The organism is uncultured Nitrospira sp. (assembly GCA_902500695.1).
Classification (GTDB): domain Bacteria; phylum Nitrospirota; class Nitrospiria; order Nitrospirales; family UBA8639; genus Nitrospira_E.
Genome location: CABVRQ010000012.1, coordinates 32276 through 54585 on the forward strand (window position 1 = coordinate 32276; position 22310 = coordinate 54585).

General features: G+C 49.6%; 20 protein-coding genes. 7 read left to right on the top strand and 13 right to left on the bottom strand.

The annotated features are described in order from the left end of the window. From AAH187_RS04880 to AAH187_RS04900, 5 genes are all read left to right on the top strand, one after another. Positions 1 to 910, top strand: a 910-nt coding sequence (locus AAH187_RS04880) for a DegT/DnrJ/EryC1/StrS aminotransferase family protein (RefSeq protein WP_342347313.1), incomplete at its 5' end; no start/stop codon positions are given. Continuing rightward, the gene (locus tag AAH187_RS04885) at positions 907 to 1908 is read left to right on the top strand and encodes a glycosyltransferase (RefSeq protein WP_342347314.1); all 1002 of its coding nucleotides are present in this window, start codon (positions 907 to 909) and stop codon (positions 1906 to 1908) included. The genes AAH187_RS04880 and AAH187_RS04885, both read left to right, overlap by 4 nt. Then, the gene (locus tag AAH187_RS04890; RefSeq protein ID WP_342347315.1) at positions 1905 to 2840 is read left to right on the top strand and encodes a formyltransferase; all 936 of its coding nucleotides are present in this window, start codon (positions 1905 to 1907) and stop codon (positions 2838 to 2840) included. Before AAH187_RS04885 ends, AAH187_RS04890 begins: the two co-directional genes overlap by 4 nt. After that, positions 2837 to 3880 carry a bifunctional UDP-4-keto-pentose/UDP-xylose synthase gene (locus AAH187_RS04895; RefSeq protein ID WP_342347316.1) on the top strand — a complete coding sequence of 348 codons (1044 nt, stop codon included), beginning with the start codon at positions 2837 to 2839 and terminating at the stop codon, positions 3878 to 3880. The genes AAH187_RS04890 and AAH187_RS04895 overlap by 4 nt, the downstream gene beginning before the upstream one ends. 6 nt (positions 3881 to 3886) lie before the next feature. Beyond that, positions 3887 to 4837 carry a hypothetical protein gene (locus AAH187_RS04900; protein ID WP_342347317.1) on the top strand — a complete coding sequence of 317 codons (951 nt, stop codon included), beginning with the start codon at positions 3887 to 3889 and terminating at the stop codon, positions 4835 to 4837. Between the two features lie 31 nt (positions 4838 to 4868). Here AAH187_RS04900 and AAH187_RS04905 read toward each other — a convergent pair whose 3' ends face one another. From AAH187_RS04905 to AAH187_RS04915, 3 genes are all read right to left on the bottom strand, one after another. Beyond that, complete coding sequence (locus AAH187_RS04905; protein WP_342347318.1) at positions 4869 to 6632, bottom strand: glycosyltransferase family 39 protein; 1764 nt, start codon at positions 6630 to 6632, stop codon at positions 4869 to 4871. Positions 6633 to 7018: 386 nt separating this feature from the next. After that, complete coding sequence (locus AAH187_RS04910) at positions 7019 to 8284, bottom strand: glycosyltransferase (protein ID WP_342347319.1); 1266 nt, start codon at positions 8282 to 8284, stop codon at positions 7019 to 7021. Positions 8285 to 8306: 22 nt separating this feature from the next. After that, positions 8307 to 9335 carry a glycosyltransferase family A protein gene (locus AAH187_RS04915; protein WP_342347320.1) on the bottom strand — a complete coding sequence of 343 codons (1029 nt, stop codon included), beginning with the start codon at positions 9333 to 9335 and terminating at the stop codon, positions 8307 to 8309. 275 nt (positions 9336 to 9610) lie between these two features. On the opposite strand from AAH187_RS04915, the gene AAH187_RS04920 reads away from it, so the two are divergent. Further along, positions 9611 to 10426, top strand: a complete 816-nt coding sequence (locus tag AAH187_RS04920) for a hypothetical protein (RefSeq protein ID WP_342347321.1) — start codon at positions 9611 to 9613, stop codon at positions 10424 to 10426. A gap of 38 nt (positions 10427 to 10464) precedes the next feature. On the opposite strand, the gene AAH187_RS04925 is transcribed toward AAH187_RS04920, so the two are convergent. The 6 genes from AAH187_RS04925 to AAH187_RS04950 all read right to left on the bottom strand — a co-directional run bounded on the left by AAH187_RS04925 (position 10465) and on the right by AAH187_RS04950 (position 16177). Next, positions 10465 to 11178 (bottom strand): 2OG-Fe(II) oxygenase, encoded by a 714-nt coding sequence (locus AAH187_RS04925; RefSeq protein WP_342347322.1) that lies wholly within the window; start codon positions 11176 to 11178, stop codon positions 10465 to 10467. A 26-nt stretch (positions 11179 to 11204) separates the two neighbouring features. After that, a complete protein-coding gene (locus AAH187_RS04930; RefSeq protein WP_342347323.1) occupies positions 11205 to 11975 on the bottom strand; it encodes a 2,3-bisphosphoglycerate-dependent phosphoglycerate mutase in 771 nt (256 codons plus the stop codon). Between the two features lie 398 nt (positions 11976 to 12373). After that, positions 12374 to 12976 carry a hypothetical protein gene (locus AAH187_RS04935; protein ID WP_342347324.1) on the bottom strand — a complete coding sequence of 201 codons (603 nt, stop codon included), beginning with the start codon at positions 12974 to 12976 and terminating at the stop codon, positions 12374 to 12376. A gap of 911 nt (positions 12977 to 13887) precedes the next feature. After that, entirely contained in the window at positions 13888 to 14376 is a 489-nt protein-coding gene (locus AAH187_RS04940; RefSeq protein ID WP_342347350.1) for a transposase, read from the bottom strand. Between the two features lie 167 nt (positions 14377 to 14543). Then, the gene (locus AAH187_RS04945; RefSeq protein WP_342347325.1) at positions 14544 to 14885 is read right to left on the bottom strand and encodes a transposase; all 342 of its coding nucleotides are present in this window, start codon (positions 14883 to 14885) and stop codon (positions 14544 to 14546) included. Between the two features lie 2 nt (positions 14886 to 14887). Further along, positions 14888 to 16177 (bottom strand): hypothetical protein, encoded by a 1290-nt coding sequence (locus AAH187_RS04950; protein ID WP_342347326.1) that lies wholly within the window; start codon positions 16175 to 16177, stop codon positions 14888 to 14890. A 397-nt stretch (positions 16178 to 16574) separates the two neighbouring features. On the opposite strand from AAH187_RS04950, the gene AAH187_RS04955 reads away from it, so the two are divergent. Next, complete coding sequence (locus AAH187_RS04955; protein ID WP_342347327.1) at positions 16575 to 17513, top strand: hypothetical protein; 939 nt, start codon at positions 16575 to 16577, stop codon at positions 17511 to 17513. Between the two features lie 484 nt (positions 17514 to 17997). Here the strand turns inward: AAH187_RS04955 and AAH187_RS04960 are convergent, their stop codons facing one another. The 4 genes from AAH187_RS04960 to AAH187_RS04975 all read right to left on the bottom strand — a co-directional run bounded on the left by AAH187_RS04960 (position 17998) and on the right by AAH187_RS04975 (position 22293). Then, positions 17998 to 19029, bottom strand: a complete 1032-nt coding sequence (locus AAH187_RS04960) for a methyltransferase domain-containing protein (protein ID WP_342347328.1) — start codon at positions 19027 to 19029, stop codon at positions 17998 to 18000. Positions 19030 to 19197: 168 nt separating this feature from the next. Continuing rightward, on the bottom strand, positions 19198 to 19905 hold the full coding sequence (locus AAH187_RS04965) for an acylneuraminate cytidylyltransferase family protein (protein WP_342347329.1): 708 nt from the start codon (positions 19903 to 19905) through the stop codon (positions 19198 to 19200). A 115-nt stretch (positions 19906 to 20020) separates the two neighbouring features. Further along, complete coding sequence (locus AAH187_RS04970; RefSeq protein WP_342347330.1) at positions 20021 to 20713, bottom strand: HAD hydrolase-like protein; 693 nt, start codon at positions 20711 to 20713, stop codon at positions 20021 to 20023. Then, positions 20710 to 22293 (bottom strand): N-acetylneuraminate synthase family protein, encoded by a 1584-nt coding sequence (locus tag AAH187_RS04975; protein WP_342347331.1) that lies wholly within the window; start codon positions 22291 to 22293, stop codon positions 20710 to 20712. The genes AAH187_RS04970 and AAH187_RS04975 overlap by 4 nt, the downstream gene beginning before the upstream one ends. Between the last annotated feature and the right edge of the window lie 17 nt (positions 22294 to 22310).

A 22310-nucleotide genomic window follows, 5' to 3' on the forward strand; every position in this document is an offset into this window, starting at 1 on the left:
CGGTGATGAGGTGATCGTGCCCGCGATAAGTTTTGCCTGCAGTGCGAATGTCATTCTGCGTGCCGGTGCACGTCCGGTGTTTGTGGATGTCGACTTGACCGGTCGAAATCTCAAACTTGATCAGGTTGCAACAGCAATCACCAAACGCACCAAGGCCATCATGCCGGTGCATTTTGCCGGGTTGCCGGTGGATTTGGATGCACTCTATCGTTTGGCCAACGAGCATCATCTACGGGTCATCGAGGATGCGGCGCATGCGATTGGGAGTGGATGGGGAGGTCGCAAGATTGGTGGATGTGGTGATCTGGTGTGCTTTAGCTTTCATCCCAACAAAAACATCACCACGATAGAGGGTGGTGCCCTCTCTGTCGGTGATCCTGCCCTTGTCCCGGAGCTAGAGAAGCTTCGGTTCCACGGCATCGCGCGCGATGCTCAAGGCTCCATTGATGTGGTCGTCGCAGGGGGAAAGCTCAATTTATCAGACGTATCGGCTTGCATCGGCTTGCACCAACTTCGGCGCCTGGACGAATTCGTGACGCGGCGGACGGAACTGGCCGGCCAATATTTTACGTTGTTTGGGGATCGTTCCGATCTCCTGCTTCCGGCACGCGGGGATGAAGGCCATAGTTGGAATATGTTCACCGTGTTGATTCCGTTTGCAGACCTCGGCATAGAGCGGAGTCGCTTCCAACGAGCGATGGCGGATCGTGGTATCAGCATAGGTGTTCACTACCCCGCCATTCCAGGATTTAGTCTGTACCAAAGCCTTGGTTACCGTGAGACCGAGTTTCCTAATGCCCGGCGCATCGGGCGTGAGACCGTCACCCTTCCGCTGTTTCCTGCCATGACTCATGCAGATGTGGAACGAGTGGGTTCCGCGCTTGTTGAAGTGTTGGACACCGGATCATGAGTCAAGTCGGCAATGAGGTTCATGCTCCTGCTGCAAACAGGGTTGCCCCGGAACTCACCGTGATCATTCCGGTGTATAACGAAGAGGCCATTTTGCCCGCGTTATTTTCCAGGCTTTACACCGCTGCCGATGGGTTGGAGCGAAGTTACGAATGCTTGTTTATCGATGATGGCAGCACGGATCGCTCTGCAGCCATGTTACGGGAACAATTCGATAAGCGCCCGGCCCACACGCGTATCATTTTGTTCAACGGCAACTTCGGGCAACATGCCGCTATTCTAGCCGGGTTCGATTATATGCATGGCCGGCGCGCCGTCACGATCGACGCCGATCTGCAAAATCCGCCGGAAGAGATTGCCAAACTGCTTGGTAAAATGGATGAAGGCTATGATTATGTCGGAACCATTCGCATGAAGCGCCAGGACTGCTGGTGGCGTCGAGCCGCATCGCGCTGCATCAATAAACTGCGCGAAGGGACGACCAGGATTCGCATGACAGATCAAGGCTGCATGTTACGGGCCTATGATCACTCCATCGTCCAAGCCATCAAACGGTCTCAAGAGATCAACACCTTTATTCCTGCGCTTGCCTACCTTTACGCCAGGAATCCCACGGAAATCGAAGTCGCCCATAGCGAACGCCAAGCGGGCGAGTCGAAGTATTCGTTGTACAAGCTCGTTCGTATCAATTTCGACCTGTTGACCGGCTTTTCGTTGGCTCCGTTGCAGATATTTTCAACGGTCGGCATGGTGATCGCCATGTTGTCCGGGTTGCTTGTGGTGGTCCTCGTGCTGCGGCGGCTGTTCGTTGGACCAGAAGTTGAAGGGGTGTTTACCCTGTTTGGGATTATGTTTTTCCTCATTGGGGTCGTGCTGTTCGGTATCGGGATGTTAGGAGAGTATGTCGGGCGCATCTATCAACAGGTGCAGAACCGTCCGCGCTACATTGTTCATGCCACACTGGAGAATCCTGCTCCAGGTCAAGAGATGAGAAAATGACCAGAGCTGTTGTCTTTGCCTACCATAATGTGGGTGTGCGCTGCCTGTCCGTTCTCCTTGCCGGTCAGGTCGAGGTCCCGTTGGTGGTGACCCATGACGATTCCTCTGACGAGAACATCTGGTTCGAGAGCGTGGCGGCATTGGCGGAAGAGCATTCAATTCCCTTCGTGACGCCGGAAGATCCCAATCGGCCGGATCTTATTGAACGGATACGCAAGCTTGCTCCCGAATTTATTTTTTCCTTTTATTACCGGCGAATGCTGGGAGCGGAATTACTGGCATGTGCTTCCCGTGGGGCCTTAAATATGCACGGGTCGTTGCTGCCAAAATATCGTGGACGCGCCCCGGTGAACTGGGCGGTGCTCAAAGGGGAAACGCAAACAGGGGCGAGCCTTCATTATATGGAAATCAAGCCGGATGCCGGCGCGCTGGTTGATCAGCAAGCCGTCCCCATACTGCCGGATGATATCGCGCTGGACGTATTCAACAAGGTGACCTGGGCCGCTGAGTTGGTTCTACACCGAAGCTTGCCTTTGTTGATTGAGGGTCGGGCCCCAGGTCAGCCGCTGAACCTTAAGGAGGGATCCTATTATGGTGGACGTCGGCCGGAGGATGGGGTCATCGATTGGCGGGAAAGTGCGGAGACGGTCCATAACCTGATCCGGTCGGTTGCCCCTCCCTACCCAGGGGCGTTTTGTCTCCTGGATTCTTTACCCATGCGGATCCTGAGAAGTCATCTTGATGGGGAACCGGCACGCCATCCTCCTCGTGCGCCCTGCTTCTACTGGGAGACGGGGCGGTGCTACGCCGATTGCCGTGATGGACGTCGTCTCCACATCGGCCAGTTTGAACTGGAGGATCAACGCATAACCCCTGAGGCATTTCATGCCCGTTATGGGGAACAGATAAAGGATTTGGGTCAACAAAAATGAAAAAAGTTTTAATTCTTGGCGTCAATGGGTTTATTGGTCATCATTTGAGTAAGCGTATCCTGGAGACCACCGATTGGGAGCTTTATGGAATGGATATGCAAGCCGATCGCCTGGCCGACCTGCTGCCAAATTCAAAATTTCATTTTTTTGAAGGGGACATCACGATCAATAAGGAATGGGTGGAATACCACATACGCAAATGCGACGTGGTGCTTCCGTTGGTCGCTATCGCGACACCGGCGACCTATGTGAAAGAACCGCTCAGAGTATTTTCGCTCGATTTTGAAGCCAATCTCGCGATTGTTCGGCAGTGCGTCCAACACAAAAAGCGGATTATCTTTCCCTCAACCTCCGAAGTCTATGGGATGTGCGAGGAGAAGGAATTTGATCCCGAGACTTCGAATCTGGTGCTCGGTCCAATCCACAAGCAGCGCTGGATCTACTCTTGCTCGAAACAAATGCTGGACCGGGTCATCTGGGCCTACGGTGTGGAATGTTCCTTGGATTTCACGCTGATCCGTCCCTTCAACTGGATTGGCCCAGGACTTGATAGCCTGTTTACAGCCAAAGAGGGGAGTTCGCGGGTGATGACGCAATTCTTGGGGCACATCGTGCGGGGTGAGAATATTTCTCTCGTGGATGGGGGCATGCAAAGGAGGACCTTCACCTATGTGGACGACGGCGTTGATGCGCTGATGGCGATTATCGAAAACCCAAACCGGATCGCCAGCGGTCAAATCTATAACATCGGCAATCCGGCCAACCAGTACTCCGTGCGTGAACTCGGAAAAATGATGGTGGCCCTCGCCTTAGAATATCCGGAATATGCCGAAACGGCTTCAAAGGTACAGTTCATCGATATTAGTTCAAATATATATTACGGCGAGGGCTACCAAGATGTTCAACACCGCGTTCCTGCCATTGTTAATACATGCCGTGATCTGAATTGGTCTCCCAAGACGACGATGGACCAGATGTTGCGCCTCATTTTTAATTCTTACCGCAGTGAAATTGCGCAGGCCAGGGCGTTGTTGGAATAACGCCCCATGCGCATCGCACTCAAAGTCGATGTTGACACTCTTCGTGGCACATTAGAAGGTGTGCCTAACCTGGTGCGTATATTGGAGCATCATGGCGTCAATGCGACTTTCCTGTTCAGCCTTGGGCCTGATCATACAGGCCGTGCCCTGCGCCGGATCTTTCGGCGCGGATTTCTAAAAAAAGTTATGCGCACCTCAGTCGGGGCCAATTACGGGTTCAAGACGTTGTGTTATGGCACGCTGCTCCCTGGTCCGGACATCGGGCGAAAGACCGCCCCTATCATGCGGAAGGTGCGTGATGCCGGCTTTGACGTCGGTATTCATTGCTATGATCACATTCGCTGGCAGGACAATGTTGCCACCAAGGGAGGGGAGTGGACCCGGCGTGAAATGACCTTGGCGGGCGAACGGTTTATGGAGATTTTTGGCGTGACTGCGCGTACACACGGTGCGGCCGGATGGCAGATGAACGACCAGGCCTTTCGCATGGAGGAAGAGTTTAAATTTGCCTATTGCAGCGATACCAGGGGTACGCACCCGTTTCTTCCTTTTGTAGCCGGTAAACTCGTCGCATGCCCGCAGTTACCCACGACATTGCCCACACTTGATGAGCTGATCGGAGTCGATGGAATTACTGAAGATACTGTGGCTGATGAATTTCTGAGACGGAGTGAACTATCAGGTCCTTACGGACACGTGTACACCCTGCATGCAGAGCTTGAGGGTATGCGATTTATGCCCATGTTTGAAGCGTTGCTTACTGGTTGGAGGGAACGCGGGTATCAGATCAACTCCATGGAAGAACTCTCTCTCGGTCTCGATATCTCTTCTTTACCTGCGCATCGCATAATGTCTCAAGAAATAGAAGGACGCACTGGGACGTTGTCAGTCCAGGGAGAGGAAGTCAGTCCTCCACCTTTGAGATCTGCAGGACTACGGAAACCACAGGGCGTCTAGGAAATCTTCTGCCCCCATACTCTCAGATACATCACTGCGGTCGGGCTCCTTCAATGGGGGGGCGCGGGTCCGGCAAAAAATCATAAAGCACGTAGCGTCCCTCGGCCATCTCCCAAATCTTGATCTCTCGAAGCCTGTCCCCAAGATCATCGGAAAGTGATGGGGGGCGATACTTCCCGATGAGCAAGAGTCCACTCGGATTCTCCTGCATATAGCGATGAACTTCTTCCGGTGATTGCAGATTTTGCACAATAATGCCGGTGTAAAATGGCAGTGCTGCCCGCATCTCTTCATGTAGCTTATAGCCAACCAGTCGGGGCGGGAGGGCATCCAGGGCCGCAAGATTGACGGTGATGGGACGCAAGAACCGTCCGCTCCCCAGAACCGGCCATACAAACAGATTAACCGTCAGCATGATTGTGAACATCAATCCGGCAAAGGCCGGGATGGCCCGCGCCTCTGTGCGCCATGATTTGGCGATAGAGAAAACGGCAGCGGACCGGCTCCGCAAATTTTCGGGAAGACCGGCCAAAGAAAACTTGTGGTCAGTACGGGGTCTAAGAAGACCAAGAGGTGCCAATAGGAGGGCAAAGATGCGAATGATGAGTGATGCGAGAGCAGGAAGGATGGCTGACACTGTACCGAAGAGGTTGGCCGTCACGCGTGAGATCCTTGCTGGTGTCTCTTGTCTGGCCATTGCAGCAGCCCAGGTCCCAATGAATACGGCAAGAGGAGCAAGAAGGGGCATGAGATATACTTCACGTTTGGTGCCGGGAAGGCTCAGCAGTAAGAGCCCGAACGGGAAAATCATGGAAATGAAGCGAAGTCCTGCATGGTTCCAACCCTGGGGCATCTTGTCACGAAATGCCCAGAAATAGGCTGCAGGAAGCGTAAGGAGCCATGGTCCTATTTGATTGAATAACTTGGGGAAATAAAACCAGAAGGGTTTTTCATGCCCGCCTGTATATTGCTCAGGATCTGGAGCGATACGATACAGTATGTTGTGGACGACAAACTCATTGAATAGGGCTTCCCCTTCGTAGAGGTAAAGCAGTAAAGGCCAAATGAGGCATCCTGTGGTAAGAATGAGAAGACCGGGAAGGTGAACCCAGGACCGCAAAAAATCCCAGCGACCCCAAAATATGATTGCCAGAGCCAATGGACTTCCGAGCAGGATAACTCCCACAGGCCCCTTAGTCAGGAATGCCATCGCCCCTGCAAAATAAATGACTAAGACCAGGGCACAGAAGGGTAAAGGCGAATGTGTACCGATCCTGGGTTTTTCCCTGAACATGGCGAGCGCAAATGCCCAATATCCAAGCATGACGAACAACGCGAGCAACGGGTCCACCATGCAGCGATGCGCATGCCGAAAGAATCCCCACATGGTGCTTAAAACCAGTACTGTCAGTAAGCCGCTACCCGGGCCGGCAAGCCGCCGGCTGAGGTCAAAGGCAAGTAAGAGGGTCAAACATCCAGCGATGGCACTGGGAAGTCGGGCGATGCCGTCGGAGACGCCAAAAGCATGGAACGCCGCCGAAATCAACCAGTAATACAGTGGCGGGTGCTCCATAAAGGGTTCCCCTCCAAGCGTAAGTACCAGTAGGTTGCCACTCGTGAACAATTCCCGCCCGATCTCGCCGACTCGAATCTCGTCAGAGGCGATGAGCTCATGATCGAAAATTCCCGTAAACGAGATCAGCACACTCAGCCCAATAGCGGCGAGGACACTCAGACGCCGTATTACGGCGTCATCTATGAGAGATGTGCTGATTGAGAAGGGAGATGTGGTCACGGTATCTTCGAGGTCAATTGATTATCTGCTAACTGGCTTTTTCGCATCTTGGCTGACAGCTTCAGGGGGATATGCTTCCTGGCTATGGTGAAGTTCGCTCGCCAAGGATCACTTAGGACCTGGGTATCTGTAGAAAAGGGTTCTTTGAGGCCTGTCCGTCCGTAGCCGTGGGAATACCCGATAGAAGCGCAACGAGATAGGTTTATCCTGCAACCATACTCATTGGCTATGAGTTGGCCTGGATGTGGCTATACGCCTTATTGCTCTCACACACTTTTATGAAGCCGGAGACCCAGCACCATAACGACGGTGATCCCTATCGAAATCCCTTCCGCACGTGGTCCTATTGATAACGGGCCTCTTTAACGGAGCCATTTAAAGGGATATTAGTTGGTCGACATAAGCTGGAGATACTTTTCCGCGATCCGGCCAACCTCGAACTCCCTAGCGCGGGCATGCAACTGCTCTTGGCCAAGGGGATGGTCAAGAACTCCGAGAATAGCTTCAGCCATCGCTTTGTCATCACCTACTGCTACCAATGGGCCAAAGGCCCCATTTTGGAGAATCTCGGAAGGACCGCTCGGGCAGTCTGTGCTGACAATCGGACAGCCACACGCCAACGCTTCGATCAGCACATTCGGACAGCCTTCCCATGCCGAAGAGAGCACAAATACCGAAGCTCTGGCCATAAAGGCGAAGGGATTGTCGACAAATCCCGGCATGGAAATATCTTGGGTGAGGCCCAAGGTTTCAGCCAGCTCTTCAAGCTCATTCCGTATTCTTCCCTCCCCGAGGATAACCAATCGGGCTGGACGCACAGAACGAACTCGGCCAAAGGCCTTTATGAGACACGCGAAGTCCTTTTGTGGCACATGTCTCCCTACACCTAAAATGATCGGCAGCGTGTCTGCTGGAAACCACGGATGGTCAACCTGGATGCGTGCTTTTTCTTGTACCTGGGTGAGAGCCACCGGATTGTAAATCGTCGTAATACGATCACGATGGATTCCCGTTAACGAGGCTACATCTTCGGCGACGCCATCCGACACGGTCAGGATTTCATCTGCCCATGGGTATACACGTTGTAAGAGAGGTGCAAGGAAACGCCAACGCCACTTTTTGGAAGTCTTGATAATGGGAGACAAGCTGGTTTGCTCGTTGATCACCATGCGAGTTGTTCCACCTGCCAGGCGTGCGGCTAACAAGGCTATGAGGTTCGCAGGAGTTTTCGCGGTGAGCATCGTATCTGGTTTCTCACGCCGTAAGTATTCAACCAGATCCGGGAGATACCCGATAGTTTTGGGAGGATGGGACGAGAGCACGATCGGGAGGAGCATCGACCAAAGAGCACCAAAATCAGCTGACACGGCATGGAAGCATCCCCGCCATTTTGTCCCTCCCTTGAGCCCGATGACCTTAACCTTCGGAGAAACGCTGTCCAGGTAAGGCCCTGAGACCTGACATAAGATCAGGTCCACCCTGTGGTTGCGATCGGCAAAGGCCTCTGAGAGATAGAGCATGGCCCTTGCGACACCGCCTCCGGCTAGAGATGGCAGAAATATCGCAAGATGTTTACGGTCCGGAGTTTCACTTTCTCTATTTAATACTTGATTCGAGGGTGAGGCTCTATCCGAGTAATTCGACGTCATCATTTTATTACAGGTTGCTTGAGGCTTAATTGAATGTATGTTGGGCTGATCGAGTGAGGACGTGTTCTCGTATGGTATTCCCGAGGCTTTTGCGAAGGGGCGAGTGAAAATAATATTTCAGGGCGACCCACCCCATGCCGTTCCAGGCCGACCAACAGGCCCGCATCCATTTTTCGCTGACCGCTTGCGCAAATGCTCGCTCCGAATACCGGCGTGTCTGCAAATTAGCCTCTTGAAGTTTCAGTAACCAATTTTCCGCCCATTGAAGATAATCATGGTCCGGCGTGAAGTGGCATTTTCGCATGCGGGACAACGTCAAATGTGGACCGAGATCCTCCTCCGTAAAGGGTGCCCCCAATATATTGAGTTGATGGCGGATGATTTCCCGTTTTTTTTCATCACCCAGCTCTACCGTTTGACTGGTAATTTGATCGGCATGTATGCGGCCGTAGACCAGGCATTCAGGGAGGTTGCCGAGTTTATATTTTTGGGCCAGTCTCACGTGGAGGTCATAATCCTGGCAGCGTGGGTAGTCATTTCGATAACCATATTCACGCAAAATTTTGGTTCGAGCCATAATAGACCGGTTACTCAGGGAACACCGGAACAGAAGTTGCGTATCAACGTCCTCCGGTGAAACGGGCTGGCGCTTAATCTTTTTTAAGGGCTGACCTTGTTCGTCCATCATGCGGCACCAGCTTCCCACTTGGGCATAATCATGATGGGCATCCAAAAAGTCGACCTGTTTCTCCAATCGTGTCGGGAACGCCCGATCATCGCTATCCAGCATAGCGATATATTCGCCACGAGCATGCTCAATACCTTTGTTGCGGGTCCTGGGAATCCCGAGATTGCTTTCATTCCTGATTATGCGCACACGGGGATCGTGATAAGAACGCATGATTTCAATAGTTCTGTCTTTCGAACCATCATCTATCAGGAGTATTTCAAAATTGGTGAAAGTTTGTGCCAAAATACTTTCAATGGCGTCTCCAATATATTTTTCGCGGTTATAAGCCGGGATAAATACGGTCACTTTTGGATTGTCGAGCATAGTCGTCTGACCGGAATGTTTCAGTGGAACCAGAGGAGTACCCAATTCATGCGCGATTGGAGTTAAAATCGGATAAGATGTTGACTCTATTCTAAAAAAAGTTCATAACACGTGTCCTGAAGGCTAACGCGCCGATAAAGTCATCGGAGCTTCTCAGGCACTTGGCCGTAACGCATTCTTCTATAGGGGTTGCAAATCATATCCGATGTATCCCCCGTTTTCCAAATTTTCGGGTATTTGACACGACCAGTTTACACCGGACAATCCTCAACGCGATGTCTTTTCAATTACGAGTCAAACAACGATCGCCTTTCTTATGGAAGCGAGTCCGATATTTTTTATCCCGGCTTTTTGGAGTTCGCTTGCAAAAGGCGAAAAGCCTACATTTTGTGACCATCAATGGGCAGCAATTTAAGCGATTGGTCTTTTGTGATTCTTTTCTGGCTTTTGAAATTGAGCGAAATCTCGAGTGCTTCCGGGGGGACGGGATTTTCCCCAATATTGTGATTCGTTATGAGCGGGAAATCTGGGTGGAGTTTGTTCACGGGCAGTTCATCAGGGAGATTAATGAACCACTGGTTGAACAAATGGCCATTTTTTATAGTCGTTTATATTCTGAAGCTCCCCGTTTGGTGGAAACGAACAAGACCCTTTTCCCCGATCGCCTGGATAGGGATCTGCATTTTCTCAATCAGGTTGGAATCCTTTCAAATGGATTGTTGGAGGAAATCAGAAAATCCGTGGATGTCCTGCAGCCCACACACTGTTGGATCGGGTTTGATTATACCGACCCCGTCAAGAAAAATTTTGTCCTCAATCCCAAGACTCAGATGCTGTGTGCCGTCGATGTGGAAGGCCTCGTCAACGAGCATCTCATAGGCATGGGTGCTGCCAAAGCCTTGGTGCGGTGGTTGAATCCCTTCAAGGAGGAATTCCTCCAATCGCTGACAAACAAGGGCGTCCCGGATATTCAAGCCTATTATGGATTTATCGAATTGTGTTTTCTCGCCCAGTGGATGAAACGGGCATTTTTTGAAAGAGATTGGAAAGCCATAAAGCCTGCGTATTTTGAAGGGTATCGGAGACTGTAGGGAGTATCGGCAATGGGCGTTGGAGCGTATTGAGAAATTTAGTACCCCTTAGGTCTTTTTCCCAGGACCCGCTGGATTCGGTCAAGCAGAGAGAGCCGATTGATGACGACAATGAACACCTTTCGCATGTGCCCTTCCGGGCATTGAACGGGGCGCACCCCATGCCAGGATTTATCCAATCTTTGAAATAACAGACTGAAATTTCCAATGGCTGTTGAAGCCAACGACTGTGGGAAATCTTCAAAGCTGGGAGCGCTTTTTCGACTAAACTGCCCTTGATCGTCGAGAATAACGGTCTCCCCACCCCAAGTGGGGTCCCAATCCTCTTTTGTGTTGAAGTAGAAAATGTGAGATCCAAGTTTATGTTGAGCATCACAGTGTGGAGAAACAGAGCATCCATTGGGGGTATAGTGCCAATGGAAATTCAATTCAAGTGATTTGACCCCAAACAAACGTTTTAAAAAATTGGAATAGGGTTTTCCCTGAAGTTCGGCCAGGAATTGATCCCAATGGGGGGAGAGAGATAAGCCTTGGCGATAGTCCAATGTATAGCGATCGTGACTTTGTTGACCATGAGCACGCTTGACCCCAAAACGTTTTGCAAACATGGAGACATCCGGAAGTGTCTCAACCAGGCGTTGATAACCCTCATCGGTCAGAAACCCGGACGGATTCATCCAAGGATAGGGCTTTGCTTCCTGAAAGGATTGGGGTGAAATAGCTTCTAGAGCGGGAAAGTTCAAATAGTTCATGGTATTACCGGATTTTTCAGAATAATTTAAGGCAAAATAGTATGGAGAAATCGATGAGCGTAATCCTGTATTTTTGGCTTCCATCGGAGATAGGAGTAACCTCCAAAATTTCCCTTTTCGTCAAATTTGCATATGACCGGTTCGGCGGTTTTTAAGGTGACTTTTGGGATGTCCTGATCACTGATGCCGGCAAGATATTTTAACAAACTTCGCAGGCTATTTTGATGGGCAATGATCAGAATATTCCTGTTCTGAAGGAGCGATGGGAAAATTTCCGTCTGCCAATAGGGAACAAGGCGGTTTTGCGTGTCTTCCAAGCTTTCCGAACATGGAAGATCTTGAGAGTCGACAGTTGCATATTGGGAATCATTTCCCGGAAAACGGGGATCGTCCTGGGTCAATGCCGGCGGTTTGGCGCTAAAATGTCTTTGCCAAATCAGGACTTGTTTTGTGCCATAGCGGGTGGAGGCTTCCCACCATGTCAATCCTTGCAGTGCTCCATAGTGACGCTCATTGAGCCGCCAACTCCTATGAACAGGGATGGATTCCTGCCCCATCGTTTGTAAGACAATTTTGACGGTGTCCGCCGCCCGGCTTAATAGGGAGGTATAACACATATCAAAGGTCATGTGTTGAGCTTGCAGTACGTGTGCGGCCCTCCGGGCTTCCTTCATGCCTTTTTGGCTTAAGGGCGTGTCTGTCCAGCCAGTGAACCGTTTTTCACGGTTCCAGAGACTTTGACCGTGACGCAAAAGAACAAGGTAATTAGGGCGTAATTTCACTGAATGAGCTGGCAAAGAAAAATCCGGTAATCGAGCTTGGTATTTTTGAAGAAAAATTTTATGTCACAGAAGCCCAGTGTCAGAAAGAAAAGTCAAACAAGGTTTATTATAGCAAATACCATGAGAGTCAGGACAAAAAATGTTAACCGGATAGGGAAGACGGATGATTTCGCGGGTATAGATCATTGAAATGGGATTAGCATCCTAGGAGCCTTTTGGACTTAGGAAGAATTAGACTGCAACAGTGTCTCAGCGGTCCCTATTTCACCGCTTTTTTGGCCTATAGTCCCACTATGAGCTTGCGAAATCGTCAATATCTGGTCTCGCTCGTCCGCTTTTTCGCTTTCGATCCCCTAATTCCGACAGACTCCTAGGGGGTGGATGAAACGTTTTTTGCGACCGGCTGATTGTAGTCACGGTGATGAGTCAATAAGAATTTCTTCTAATTTTGAACTGATAAATCCAGCCATGGCTTCTGATCCGGCTGGCAAAAAATGAACATGATCGTAAAAGGCCCAATCCATACCAGAGAGCTGGTGAGAGGCATCGAAAACAGGAATGTTTTTGCTTTGTGCCACATTTTTGATAATGGCATCTTGATGAGAGAACGTTTCCAGAATGGCATCATGACTGAGTCCGACATGATGGTAATCTATCCGCTTCTTTTGTTCCTCGGTATTTTCAGGATGAACCAGCCTGGCTTGAGTGATAAGTATGGGTTTGGCTCCAATATTCTTTGCTAGATCCGCAAACATTTCGACGGCAAGTTGATATTGGCGGAATTGTAGCGTGTTAAGGGATGTGATAGGAAAACGTGCATCCTGAGATGCAATAATCCCTTCTCGCCCCAGTTTGATGGTCTTCTTAAAGTAGACCCGCCGTAAGACATTATAAAGGTGTGAGGCGTTACATAACCATTGATCCAGCAGATTAGCATTATGAATTCTGTAATCAAATTGATGAAGAGCCGGTTTGACCGTTCTTAAAAAAGACTGTCCGGCATCAAAATATTTCATGTCGTTCCAGGCATTATACAAGAGCACAAAGTCCGGGGAGAACCTGAATCCTTCTGTAAAAAATCTTCCTACCGATTCCACGGCAGTATGTCCAGGTATGCCGGCGTTAATGACCTCAACATGAGGAAATCCTGCTTTGTGAAGGTACTTTTCCACGAGGTGAGGCCAGTCAGAATTTTTATCCGCTCGAGTATCGAAAGCTGCTGATCCTCCATACACGATAATTCGAATGGTGTTTTCAGGTTTAAGATTTTCAAAATTTGGTCCTCGGTAACCTTTTTCATTGATTTCCCATTGAAGGCCTTTCTTGTTCCCGAAGGCATGGGAAACCGAATGAGTCTTGGCCTGAAAAATGTGTCGAGCAAAGAGGGCAGGTTCATACTGCAGGGATTGCTGACGAAGCACATCTGGGGAAATGTTCGAACTTTCCACGAACAGACGAACACCAATTTCACCAAGAACTAAGATGAGTCCAAGGGAAACAATTGAGGTTATTACCGTAAGGGATTTTCTATTCAATCTTTTCAGGGATGAAGGCATTGTTTAGGGTGCTTCCAATTAAGTGGATGAGGGTGACCATACAGGCACCGCTGGAATTTCTTTGGGCATTTGCACGATCTATGATGTGTCAACTAGTTCCGGGCCAATAAAAGCTCTGAAAATATTTACTTCAAGGGGTGCCAGATTTTCCCAAATTATGCCCAGATTTACCTGGTAAGACATTACTGCTAGGGAAAACCTATGACGCATTCTCACAGCGAAACAATCTCAATGGCACTTCTAAAAAATTCCAGTTTTTGGGTCGTCCCTTCCTGGCCGTGCTTGTGGGATGGGCGAAACGCCCTGAACACCGTGTGCGTGGGAGTGACTGGTTGTCTGCTTGACGCTCAAGGCCTTCTCTGCTCCCTTTGTTAGGCCATCTGGTGCGGACTCGTGGCAGTGAGAAACCGTACCCGTTGAAAGTTATAGGCCAGATTGTTGAGCCCGATCTTGTCCCAAGCCCGGATCACCCCAATCGTTCGAATACGCTTCCCGCCTATTGCCGTGACTTGGTGGCCGAAGACCTGCTCGAGGCGAACTGACGTCCGCGCTCGACGCCGATTCCGCGCTTTTTGGTGCGACGCCAGAGGCTTGCCCCGATAGCCTTTTTCTTGAATGTGAGAACGGAGGTGCTGCCTCTTGAGTAACGCTTCCGGCTCCTGGGAACGATACACTGAATCCGCCCGCACACCTCGTCCGGCAGATGCCGATTGTAACACGGTTTCCAGCGCCTGGCTGTCATCCGCCGCGGCATTCGTCACGGTATAGCGGCGAATCAGTTCGTGTTGCTTCTCGACATTCACATGATTCTTGTAGCCATAGTGTTGGTCCCTATGCTTGACCGTCCAATGGGCAGCGATCGCTTTCTACCGGTGTTTGGCCGGGTCCGCCTCCCACCCGGTGGGACTTTGGCCCGCTTTAATGGCCGCGTTTTCATCTCGTGTATTCCGTTGCTTCGGGACCGGGACCAGTGACCCATCGATCAGTTGGCCTGGAGTCACTGATCGGCTAGATAAGCGTCACATTGCTAGAATAGGGCTTCTACGACGTCCGCTTGGGCCAAGGTTTCCCGAAACAGCCAGATTGTCTGCGCATCGGGGATGTATTGGGCCGGATCGAGGACGAGGAATCGCATAAACGACAGGCGATCGCGGATCTGATATTCCGTTTGGTCATTGGATAAGTTATAGAGGACTTGCAGCACGAAGACTTTGAACTTGCAAATGGCATCGAAGGACTTTGCCAAGGCCAGCCGAGGGCTTCTCAGGGGACCACTTGCGCGAGTTGTTCTAAGGGATCGCCCTGCTGACTGAGGGCCCTCATAGCGCGTCGTGAGATCAACAAATCCAAGTAGGCTCGGTGTCGACATAATCAGATCCTCCTTGGACACGCAGCATCCCATAATCGAATCCATTTGTCAGGAGTATTTAGAGATGCCCTCAATAAGTTGTTATTCAATAAGGTGGTGGCAATCCATTCACCAACTACACGATTGGCGATAAGGGAATAGTGGCTGCTATTCTTGGTAAAGAGATCTTCAATTGAATCTTCTTTGGATTGAGAGATGAGGCCAAAGGCTGGGTCGATGAGGTTATATCTCGAACTCAGGCCATCCAGAAGTTCTTGGTACTCAAGTGGTTCTCCGTTAAGAAGATTTTGCAGCGGGCTCTTTGTTGGTAGGTGCACGATGATAAAGCTGGATTGCGCCTCAAGAACTTCACGTTCAAATTCCTCAATGATACGCTCTGTTAATTGCCGGGAGGGGGATGCATCGGCAAAAAATTCATAATCTTTTCGCCTTGATGAAAAATTATTGGTCAGACCGGAAATAATAAATGCCGCCAATCGGCTTGCATACCACGGACTCATTTTGTAATCATCTTCCTGGTAGAATAATTCATATGGTTTAAGCGGCCACTGGTCAAAGTCTGAATAAATATTAAGAATGTCTTCTGGTTTTACCGTGGGGGTGTTGAGAAGGCTAAGGTTATTTCCAGGGACAAGAAGAAAACGAGGTTTCGAAAAAATAACGTCGCTATCCGGGCTGTAAAACATTCTGATGATATTCATGTTCCGTTTAATATTTGAAGGTTGAAAACCGAACAGAACCAAATGAGGCTTTAGAGATTTCCCATTTTTCTTCCATCGAAGAAACGCCTGGTCTATTCCGTATCCCTGCCCTCCGAGGTTGAGAACCTCGGCTTTGATCCCATTACAATTTAAATGATTCTCAAGAATAGCTCCCCAAGATACTTCAAAAGGCACATCATCGCCGTGGGTGAAGGAATCTCCTAAAATGGCAATTCGAAAAATTCCCGGAGGAGCTTCTTGGGTAATTTCCTGGCGTACTTTTCCAACCCGGACGCCTGCGGCATTAGAAGCATACAATCCATTTTCACTCTGGCTGTTTGGTCGCACAGACCAGCCAAGTTCTGGATCGTACTGGTTGTAGGGCCTTTCCTTCCCCAAAAAATCTTGACTTTTTGACACTAAGGTTTTGACTGGCAAAAAAAATGGTCTCAAGCGAAGTTTTCCAATATAGACATTTCCATCAATATCTTGGCGAGAAAGTGCACGCAAAGCTACTTCAGCAACCACAAGTGCACATATGACAGAACACACAATGAGCAAGAAGTTTAGTGAAGTTTCTCGACGAGCCATCAGTAGTTCCTTTTTTCTAATTACAGCATACTCATTGAATATTACCTGCCGAGAGGCGGTAATTGTATTATTGAGTGAAGGCTGTTGTGAAGTGTTCTGAAAAATAATTCATTGGCGGTGACAGCCAGTTGGCAGTAAAAATTGCTCCTCGACTATTTATAAATTGGACAGCGAATTTCTACAATGCCAAATGATTTCCTGGGAATGAATGAGGCCCCTCAGGCTGAGAATTTCTGACTGAACGGACAATGCGATGCCTAATTGACAAAATGTATCCTTTCAGGAACGATAAATGGTTTTTTTAAGGCATCGGCGAGCAAGGCTGCTTATTGTTCTCTATTGACGGTGTGAGCCAAATGTCAAATTTCCGATTTTAACTCGCCACGAGATTGGACGCATGCCTTCATCTTCTGAAAATTCGGAAATGGCCAAGCAGCCGATTCGTCAAAATCGGCTCTATAAGGTACTGCATAAAAATCTGAGAATTCCTCCGTGGGTGGTTCGACCATTTTATCGCGCTCTGAAAATCACCGGTAGCCCCGCTCAATATCGTTTGCGAAAGCGATTGGCCAGAGAAATTATGGTGATCACGAAGCCCCTGATTACTATTCCAGACAGAGCCGGATACCGGATTTTTGGGCCTGACGATATTGAAGAAACTGCTCAAATTGTCAGGTATTGTGGAGCAGTGTATCAGCAATCACGAGCGGCGTTCCCCCCGGAATATTTTCAAAAACATCCTCATAAGAAATTTCTGTTTCCTATTCTGGAAGGTGCCGAATTCTGTCGCCATCCGGAATTGCTCAAGCTTATGGTGTCTCGCCATATTCTTGATGCCGCAGCGGCGTATCTGGGAACGGTACCCAAGTTGACCGGAGCCAGGCTCTGTTGGTCGCCTGAAAATGAAACGGCTCGATCCAGCCAGCTCTTTCATTTCGATTATGAAGATCTCAGGCAAGTCAAAGTTTTTATTAATATCTTTGAGACGAAGGAGGACCAGGGGCCGCTGACGTTCCTTCCCGCCGATATATCCCATCAGGTGCAGAGAGCAATCGGGCGTGTGCTTGGTCGTGTGCAGGACGAACGAATTTATGAGGGAGGTGGACGAAACCATGAGGTGAAGTTGATCGGACCGCCAGGCTCAGGGGCATTTCTGGACACGTCCCGCTGTCTTCACTATGGAAGCCGGTTTAACCGAAGAGATCGCGTGGTCCTGATCATCCAATTTCTCAATGGCTATTCCGCGTTCCGACCAACAGCTCCATTCATTGTGCCTCGTGACCTTCCAGGATTTAAGCCGGACCTTGTTCAGAAGCTGGCCTTAGGAATCAATTGATTGGATCGGTTCCCATAGGGGCTTTATTCTTCCAGAAGGGACGAGGATTGGCCCGTATCCTCAATTTTTTATATGCAACCTCGACGATATACACACTACAAAGATGATAGATCTCATTTGGGAATAAGAAAAATGGCTCCTGGTAATTCATCCACCTTTCCCGCGAAATTACCAGGTTTCCCGTGAGGAAATTCCCCCAGGAATTAAAGCATTCGTTCATCGACATCTTTGCGATAGCGAAATATGTTGGAAGTGTAGATAGAGAGTTCCATTCAAGCCGTCAATGTTTTTGTGGAAAGGTCGATGAATTGCGACCGGATGGTCTCGAGCCCCATCTTGTGTTTTCTGCCATTCCCCGCAAAATTCGCCTATGACCTGCAATGGTCAGTGGCAGTCCAATCTCTTCACTCCAAGATCTTGAAGCCGATTGACTTTCTAGCTGAAAGATCGGGGCTTTCCTGCTTTGGTTTTCCTGTTAGCAGGGCTATGCGTGTGAGGGTGATGCAATCCGTCGACGGATTCGGCGTAGAAGTTTATTGGTTTTGCGTTTTCCCAAGAAAGAGAGCTGTCGAAGTGTCCATGTCTGCTTTAGCCACCATAATCGCCATCTGATTTTTTGTAGGGATGAATGATGCTGAATGCTTTGAGCTGGAACCCCGGGAAGGTTTTTGGCTTCAGGCTTTCTTGCTATGGCCCGGATGTGTCGGAAATCACTTATCCGGCGGTTGTCAATTGTGCATTCAATCAATGTAAAGCCGGCTGCTTCGAGATATCTGGCAGTGGTCTGTGCCGTGAGATGATATTGATGGACGGGACCTGACTGAAACACCGATCGGGTCTTGTACCGGGAAGGTCGTAGCACATCCTTCTCGTCAAGAAAGAGATAGCCGCCTGGTGTGAGCAGGCTGAAAATTTTTTCAAGGAGCATGCGGGGAGACAGGACGTGGGCCAGGACATGATGCGTCAGGACATTGACTGCATCGAAGGGACCCTGAAAGGGAATCGGTAACTGGGAGAAACGGGAAAATGGCAAAGGAAAGATCTTGGATAATCCGCGTCGCTCACTAGCGTACTGTCTGTTTTTTTCGAACGGCTCCACGCAGAATATGTTTGCCCCCGCGGATCGGAGCCGTGCCGAGAATGCACCTGTTTGGCATCTCAGATCGAGAATCTGTTTGTCTTTAACCTGAATGTAACGGTTGATGATGTTCAAACCCCACTCCGCGAAGGCATCCTGTTTTTGAATGTCATCTTCATCTTCGATGCCTTCCCCCGGCCTACTGCGGCTACCAGGGTCGTTGGCAAAGCTACTTTCATAGAATCTGTCCAAGTCCTCCTGTTCAATTTGTGGAAAAGCGTACAGCAATTGACAGTGGATACAAATGACAATGCGGCAATTCAGTTCCGATGGTTCTGCAACAACACATGCTTCTGTGGAACGACAGAGATCACAGTCTCCTGTTACGACGCTATCCCGGTCCATTGCCTGAAAGGGATGGTCTAAAAATTTACTCAAGACACCATTCCTTTTCTAAAGAGGAAAAGTGAGCCTTTGAGGAAAAACTTTGATTGGTCCGTCAGGGGCTGAACATAGGGGATGTTCATTGCCAACGGAGCCATTCGACCTGCAAAATGACCTCTGATTAATAGATAGTTCATCCTCATCTTGATTGGCATTCGGAGGTTATGCCCGAGTTTTGGTATGAATGTATTCGGCCAGTTCCAAATCCCACATGGTATCGATACTGACCAGATACTCATCGAGAAGGAGCGCTCCAGTTCGTTTACCCATGATACTTCTTCCTTTCAGAAGACAGTTTCGTGTCATGACATATGCCACCCCGTTCCGGTGATAGACCGGGGTTAGTTGTTGCCGGGCAATGATTTGGCTTCCGTCGGGGTCATAATAGTCGATCCTGTCTGAGTTAAGAGTTAGTTGTTTGAGAGGGTGTGATTTGGAATCGGTTTCGGACAACGTCCAGACGGCATCCCATTGTTCATTCACCAGCATCTCAATGGCATGGATGACATGGTCTGGCCGACGAAGAGGGGAAGTCGGTTGGAGCATGACCACAATGTCATATCGCACAGCATCCAGGCGCTCCATTTCTTCTAATGCGTGGATCAATACCGGGGCGTCCGATATTCGGTCCCCTGAAAGGGCGGGAGGCCTGAAGAACGGGGCGTCAAGTCCGAATTTTTTTGCGATCTCGGCAATTTCAGAATGATCGGTGGAAACTACGGCTCGGTCGATGATGGGGATCTCTCTAACCAACTGCCCAACTCTTGCGACTAACGGAATTCCAAGAAAGGGGGTCAGGTTCTTGAGTGGAATCCCTTTGCTGCCGCCCCTGGCCGGGCACACAGCCAGAATCCGTTGGGTACCTATCATAGGGTCTTTTTAGCGATACACGGGGTTGTTGATATAGCCATTGATTTGGTTCAAATCATAACTTCCTGTGTCAAAAGTGTAAAGAATTTCCAATCACAATGGTGCAAGGAAATGCTCAATGGTTTGGGGTAAGTGTATTTCTGTTTTCCTGAAGATTTTGGACGATCGCTCTGAGTTTATCCAGGTTTGTCACATGGAGTGAGGGTATCTGGCTGAAGCGGCTGTGATCACCAAGAATGACTCCCGCAAAATGACAGCCAAATGTACCAGCAGCCTCCAGATCATCCTCACTGTCTCCGACAAAAAGCATCTCATCGGGTTTTGCCTGAGTCAGCTCTTGGATGTGACGCAAGTTTTCCAGTTTACTTGCCGGGGCTCCATATATACCCGAGAAATAGTGTGAGAGGTTTCGTAGGGTCACCAGTCGATTGAGGGCTTTGGCCGGCGTTCTTGAGTTGAGGTATAGAGGAATCTCTTGATTCAACAGCCATGAGAGTATCCCTGAGGCCCCAGGGACTTCCGGACACCCGACAACGGCCGTTTCGCAGGTGGTTGTGTAAGTCTCGGCCCATTGTAAACCGAGGGTCTCTGTGCCTGTGTGTGGCGGAATGAGCCCTTTCGCCATGAATTCTCGGACAAGTTCACAAGTGATTCCGTATCGATCCTTATGAGAGCATCGTTGAAGTACTTCGGTGACGGTGCACCCGCTGGGATCGTAGTCCTCGACAATCTTATAAAATGACTGAACCTTCACCTGATTGGAATCAACCAGCGTTCCGTCAAAATCGAATGCGACGCAAGCAATCATTGCGCATGAGGATCGGGCAATGGCACTTCGGGAGCCTTCTCCACTGATGGCTGCTGGGCGATTTGAAAACGTCCCCAATGATCAACCATTGTTTTCCGCTCAGATCGTTGCAGCTTATTGATTCGTTTGTCGGCATAGAAGGAATCATTGTTATAGTGGGTGGTGGACACTTCTTCAAAGACAACCCCGGTGTCTGTCCAAAAGGAATGCCATACTCCAGGTAGGATGAGAATGGTTTCACCGGGATGCAAAATGCGGGGATATCCGTCGATATTCACGTGGAGGATGCCAAAAAGTATTTGAAATGTTTCCTCCTTCTTCGCATGATAATGTGAGGGGTGTCGCTGCCCAGGCAGTTGAATGACGAGTTTTTTGCAATATTCCCGATTTATGCATTCGATAAGGACCGCTCCGGTTTGTCGAAAATTTTCAAGGCCGTAATGGTGCGAATATTCGACTTTAAACTCACTGCCTAATTGAATCTTGGCTTCGTTGAGTAAGGCTTTGACTTCGTGAATCGCTTGTTTAAGGGTCACGAGACCTTGATTCACCGTGATCTCGGCAGCGTCCCGCATGACCGGTTGATCCGGCGTCATGTCCTGGACTGCCGTATAGCCCTCCTTCCATGCCCCGCTTTCCATCTGTCCTTCGACGTAGGGCATGGCAAAATACACAAGGTCTCGTGTGAGTTCACGGCCTTTTTTAATGAGCCGTTTGGCAAAGACCCCGCGTCGAAGGCCGTCCAGTGAGGCCTGTTCCACTTCGGAGGCCGGTGGACGAGTTTTTGGCCCACACAATACTTGTGCCCGATGATAGGCTTCCAGCCAGGTGTCCACTTGTTGTGAGGTGGACGAATAGGCATTCAATTTGATGGATTCGGTTTCCAGTCCAATGTGCCGTTCGAAAAGTCTGGCTCCAAGAGCGACGGCAATTTGAACAGGGACCGTGTCACCGGGATTTTCATGCGTGGACCAGCCGATGGGAATATTGGGGTACCGGTTGCGCAACACCTGTATTTGATTCAGGTTCATCAACGGGTCAGGAGTTGGATAGATTGACACGCAGTGCATTAGCGCGAATTGCACAGCCCGATGCTGAAAGAAACTCACCACATTATCGATATCCTCCAGTGTCAGTCCACCGGTTGAGCACACGACCGGCGGGCCGGCGCCGGCAATTTCCTCAAGAAGCGGCCAATCCTTGGCTGAACAACTGGCGACTTTCAACAGATTAAAACCCATGTCGACGGCAATATTGACAGACTCTTCATCGAAAGGGGTGCACATGGCTAGCAGGCCCTGGGCCCATACTTCATTGAGCAATGTTTGAAATTGTGCCTGGTCCAATCTGGTGGATTGAAATCGTTGGATGTATTTGAGTTCGCTGTTTGACTGATGATTGGTATGAATGAAGGTGTCGAGTTGGCGGAATTGAAATTTGATCGCTGCCCGGACGTGGTGCCGATTGATCACCTCAGCCATTGATTGGATAATGCCCAGGCCGTGCTCGACACTTCCCTGGTGGTTATTCGCTAGATCCAATATGAATAAATCATGGAAATTGAAATCTTGGTCTGTCATGCTTTTCCCCTTCCTCG

Excerpts from the sequence above, each read along its gene's own strand:
- AAH187_RS04920 (WP_342347321.1), top strand. The coding sequence starts at position 9,611 with ATGTCTTTTCAATTACGAGTCAAACAACGATCGCCTTTCTTATGGAAG.
- AAH187_RS04925 (WP_342347322.1), bottom strand. The coding sequence starts at position 11,178 with ATGAACTATTTGAACTTTCCCGCTCTAGAAGCTATTTCACCCCAATCC.
- AAH187_RS04890 (WP_342347315.1), top strand. The coding sequence starts at position 1,905 with ATGACCAGAGCTGTTGTCTTTGCCTACCATAATGTGGGTGTGCGCTGC.
- AAH187_RS04935 (WP_342347324.1), bottom strand. The coding sequence starts at position 12,976 with ATGAAATATTTTGATGCCGGACAGTCTTTTTTAAGAACGGTCAAACCG.
- AAH187_RS04900 (WP_342347317.1), top strand. The coding sequence starts at position 3,887 with ATGCGCATCGCACTCAAAGTCGATGTTGACACTCTTCGTGGCACATTA.
- AAH187_RS04915 (WP_342347320.1), bottom strand. The coding sequence starts at position 9,335 with ATGCTCGACAATCCAAAAGTGACCGTATTTATCCCGGCTTATAACCGC.
- AAH187_RS04975 (WP_342347331.1), bottom strand. The coding sequence starts at position 22,293 with ATGACAGACCAAGATTTCAATTTCCATGATTTATTCATATTGGATCTA.
- AAH187_RS04950 (WP_342347326.1), bottom strand. The coding sequence starts at position 16,177 with ATGGCTCGTCGAGAAACTTCACTAAACTTCTTGCTCATTGTGTGTTCT.
- AAH187_RS04895 (WP_342347316.1), top strand. The coding sequence starts at position 2,837 with ATGAAAAAAGTTTTAATTCTTGGCGTCAATGGGTTTATTGGTCATCAT.
- AAH187_RS04955 (WP_342347327.1), top strand. The coding sequence starts at position 16,575 with ATGCCTTCATCTTCTGAAAATTCGGAAATGGCCAAGCAGCCGATTCGT.
- AAH187_RS04965 (WP_342347329.1), bottom strand. The coding sequence starts at position 19,905 with ATGATAGGTACCCAACGGATTCTGGCTGTGTGCCCGGCCAGGGGCGGC.
- AAH187_RS04910 (WP_342347319.1), bottom strand. The coding sequence starts at position 8,284 with ATGATGACGTCGAATTACTCGGATAGAGCCTCACCCTCGAATCAAGTA.
- AAH187_RS04885 (WP_342347314.1), top strand. The coding sequence starts at position 907 with ATGAGTCAAGTCGGCAATGAGGTTCATGCTCCTGCTGCAAACAGGGTT.
- AAH187_RS04970 (WP_342347330.1), bottom strand. The coding sequence starts at position 20,713 with ATGATTGCTTGCGTCGCATTCGATTTTGACGGAACGCTGGTTGATTCC.
- AAH187_RS04945 (WP_342347325.1), bottom strand. The coding sequence starts at position 14,885 with ATGTCGACACCGAGCCTACTTGGATTTGTTGATCTCACGACGCGCTAT.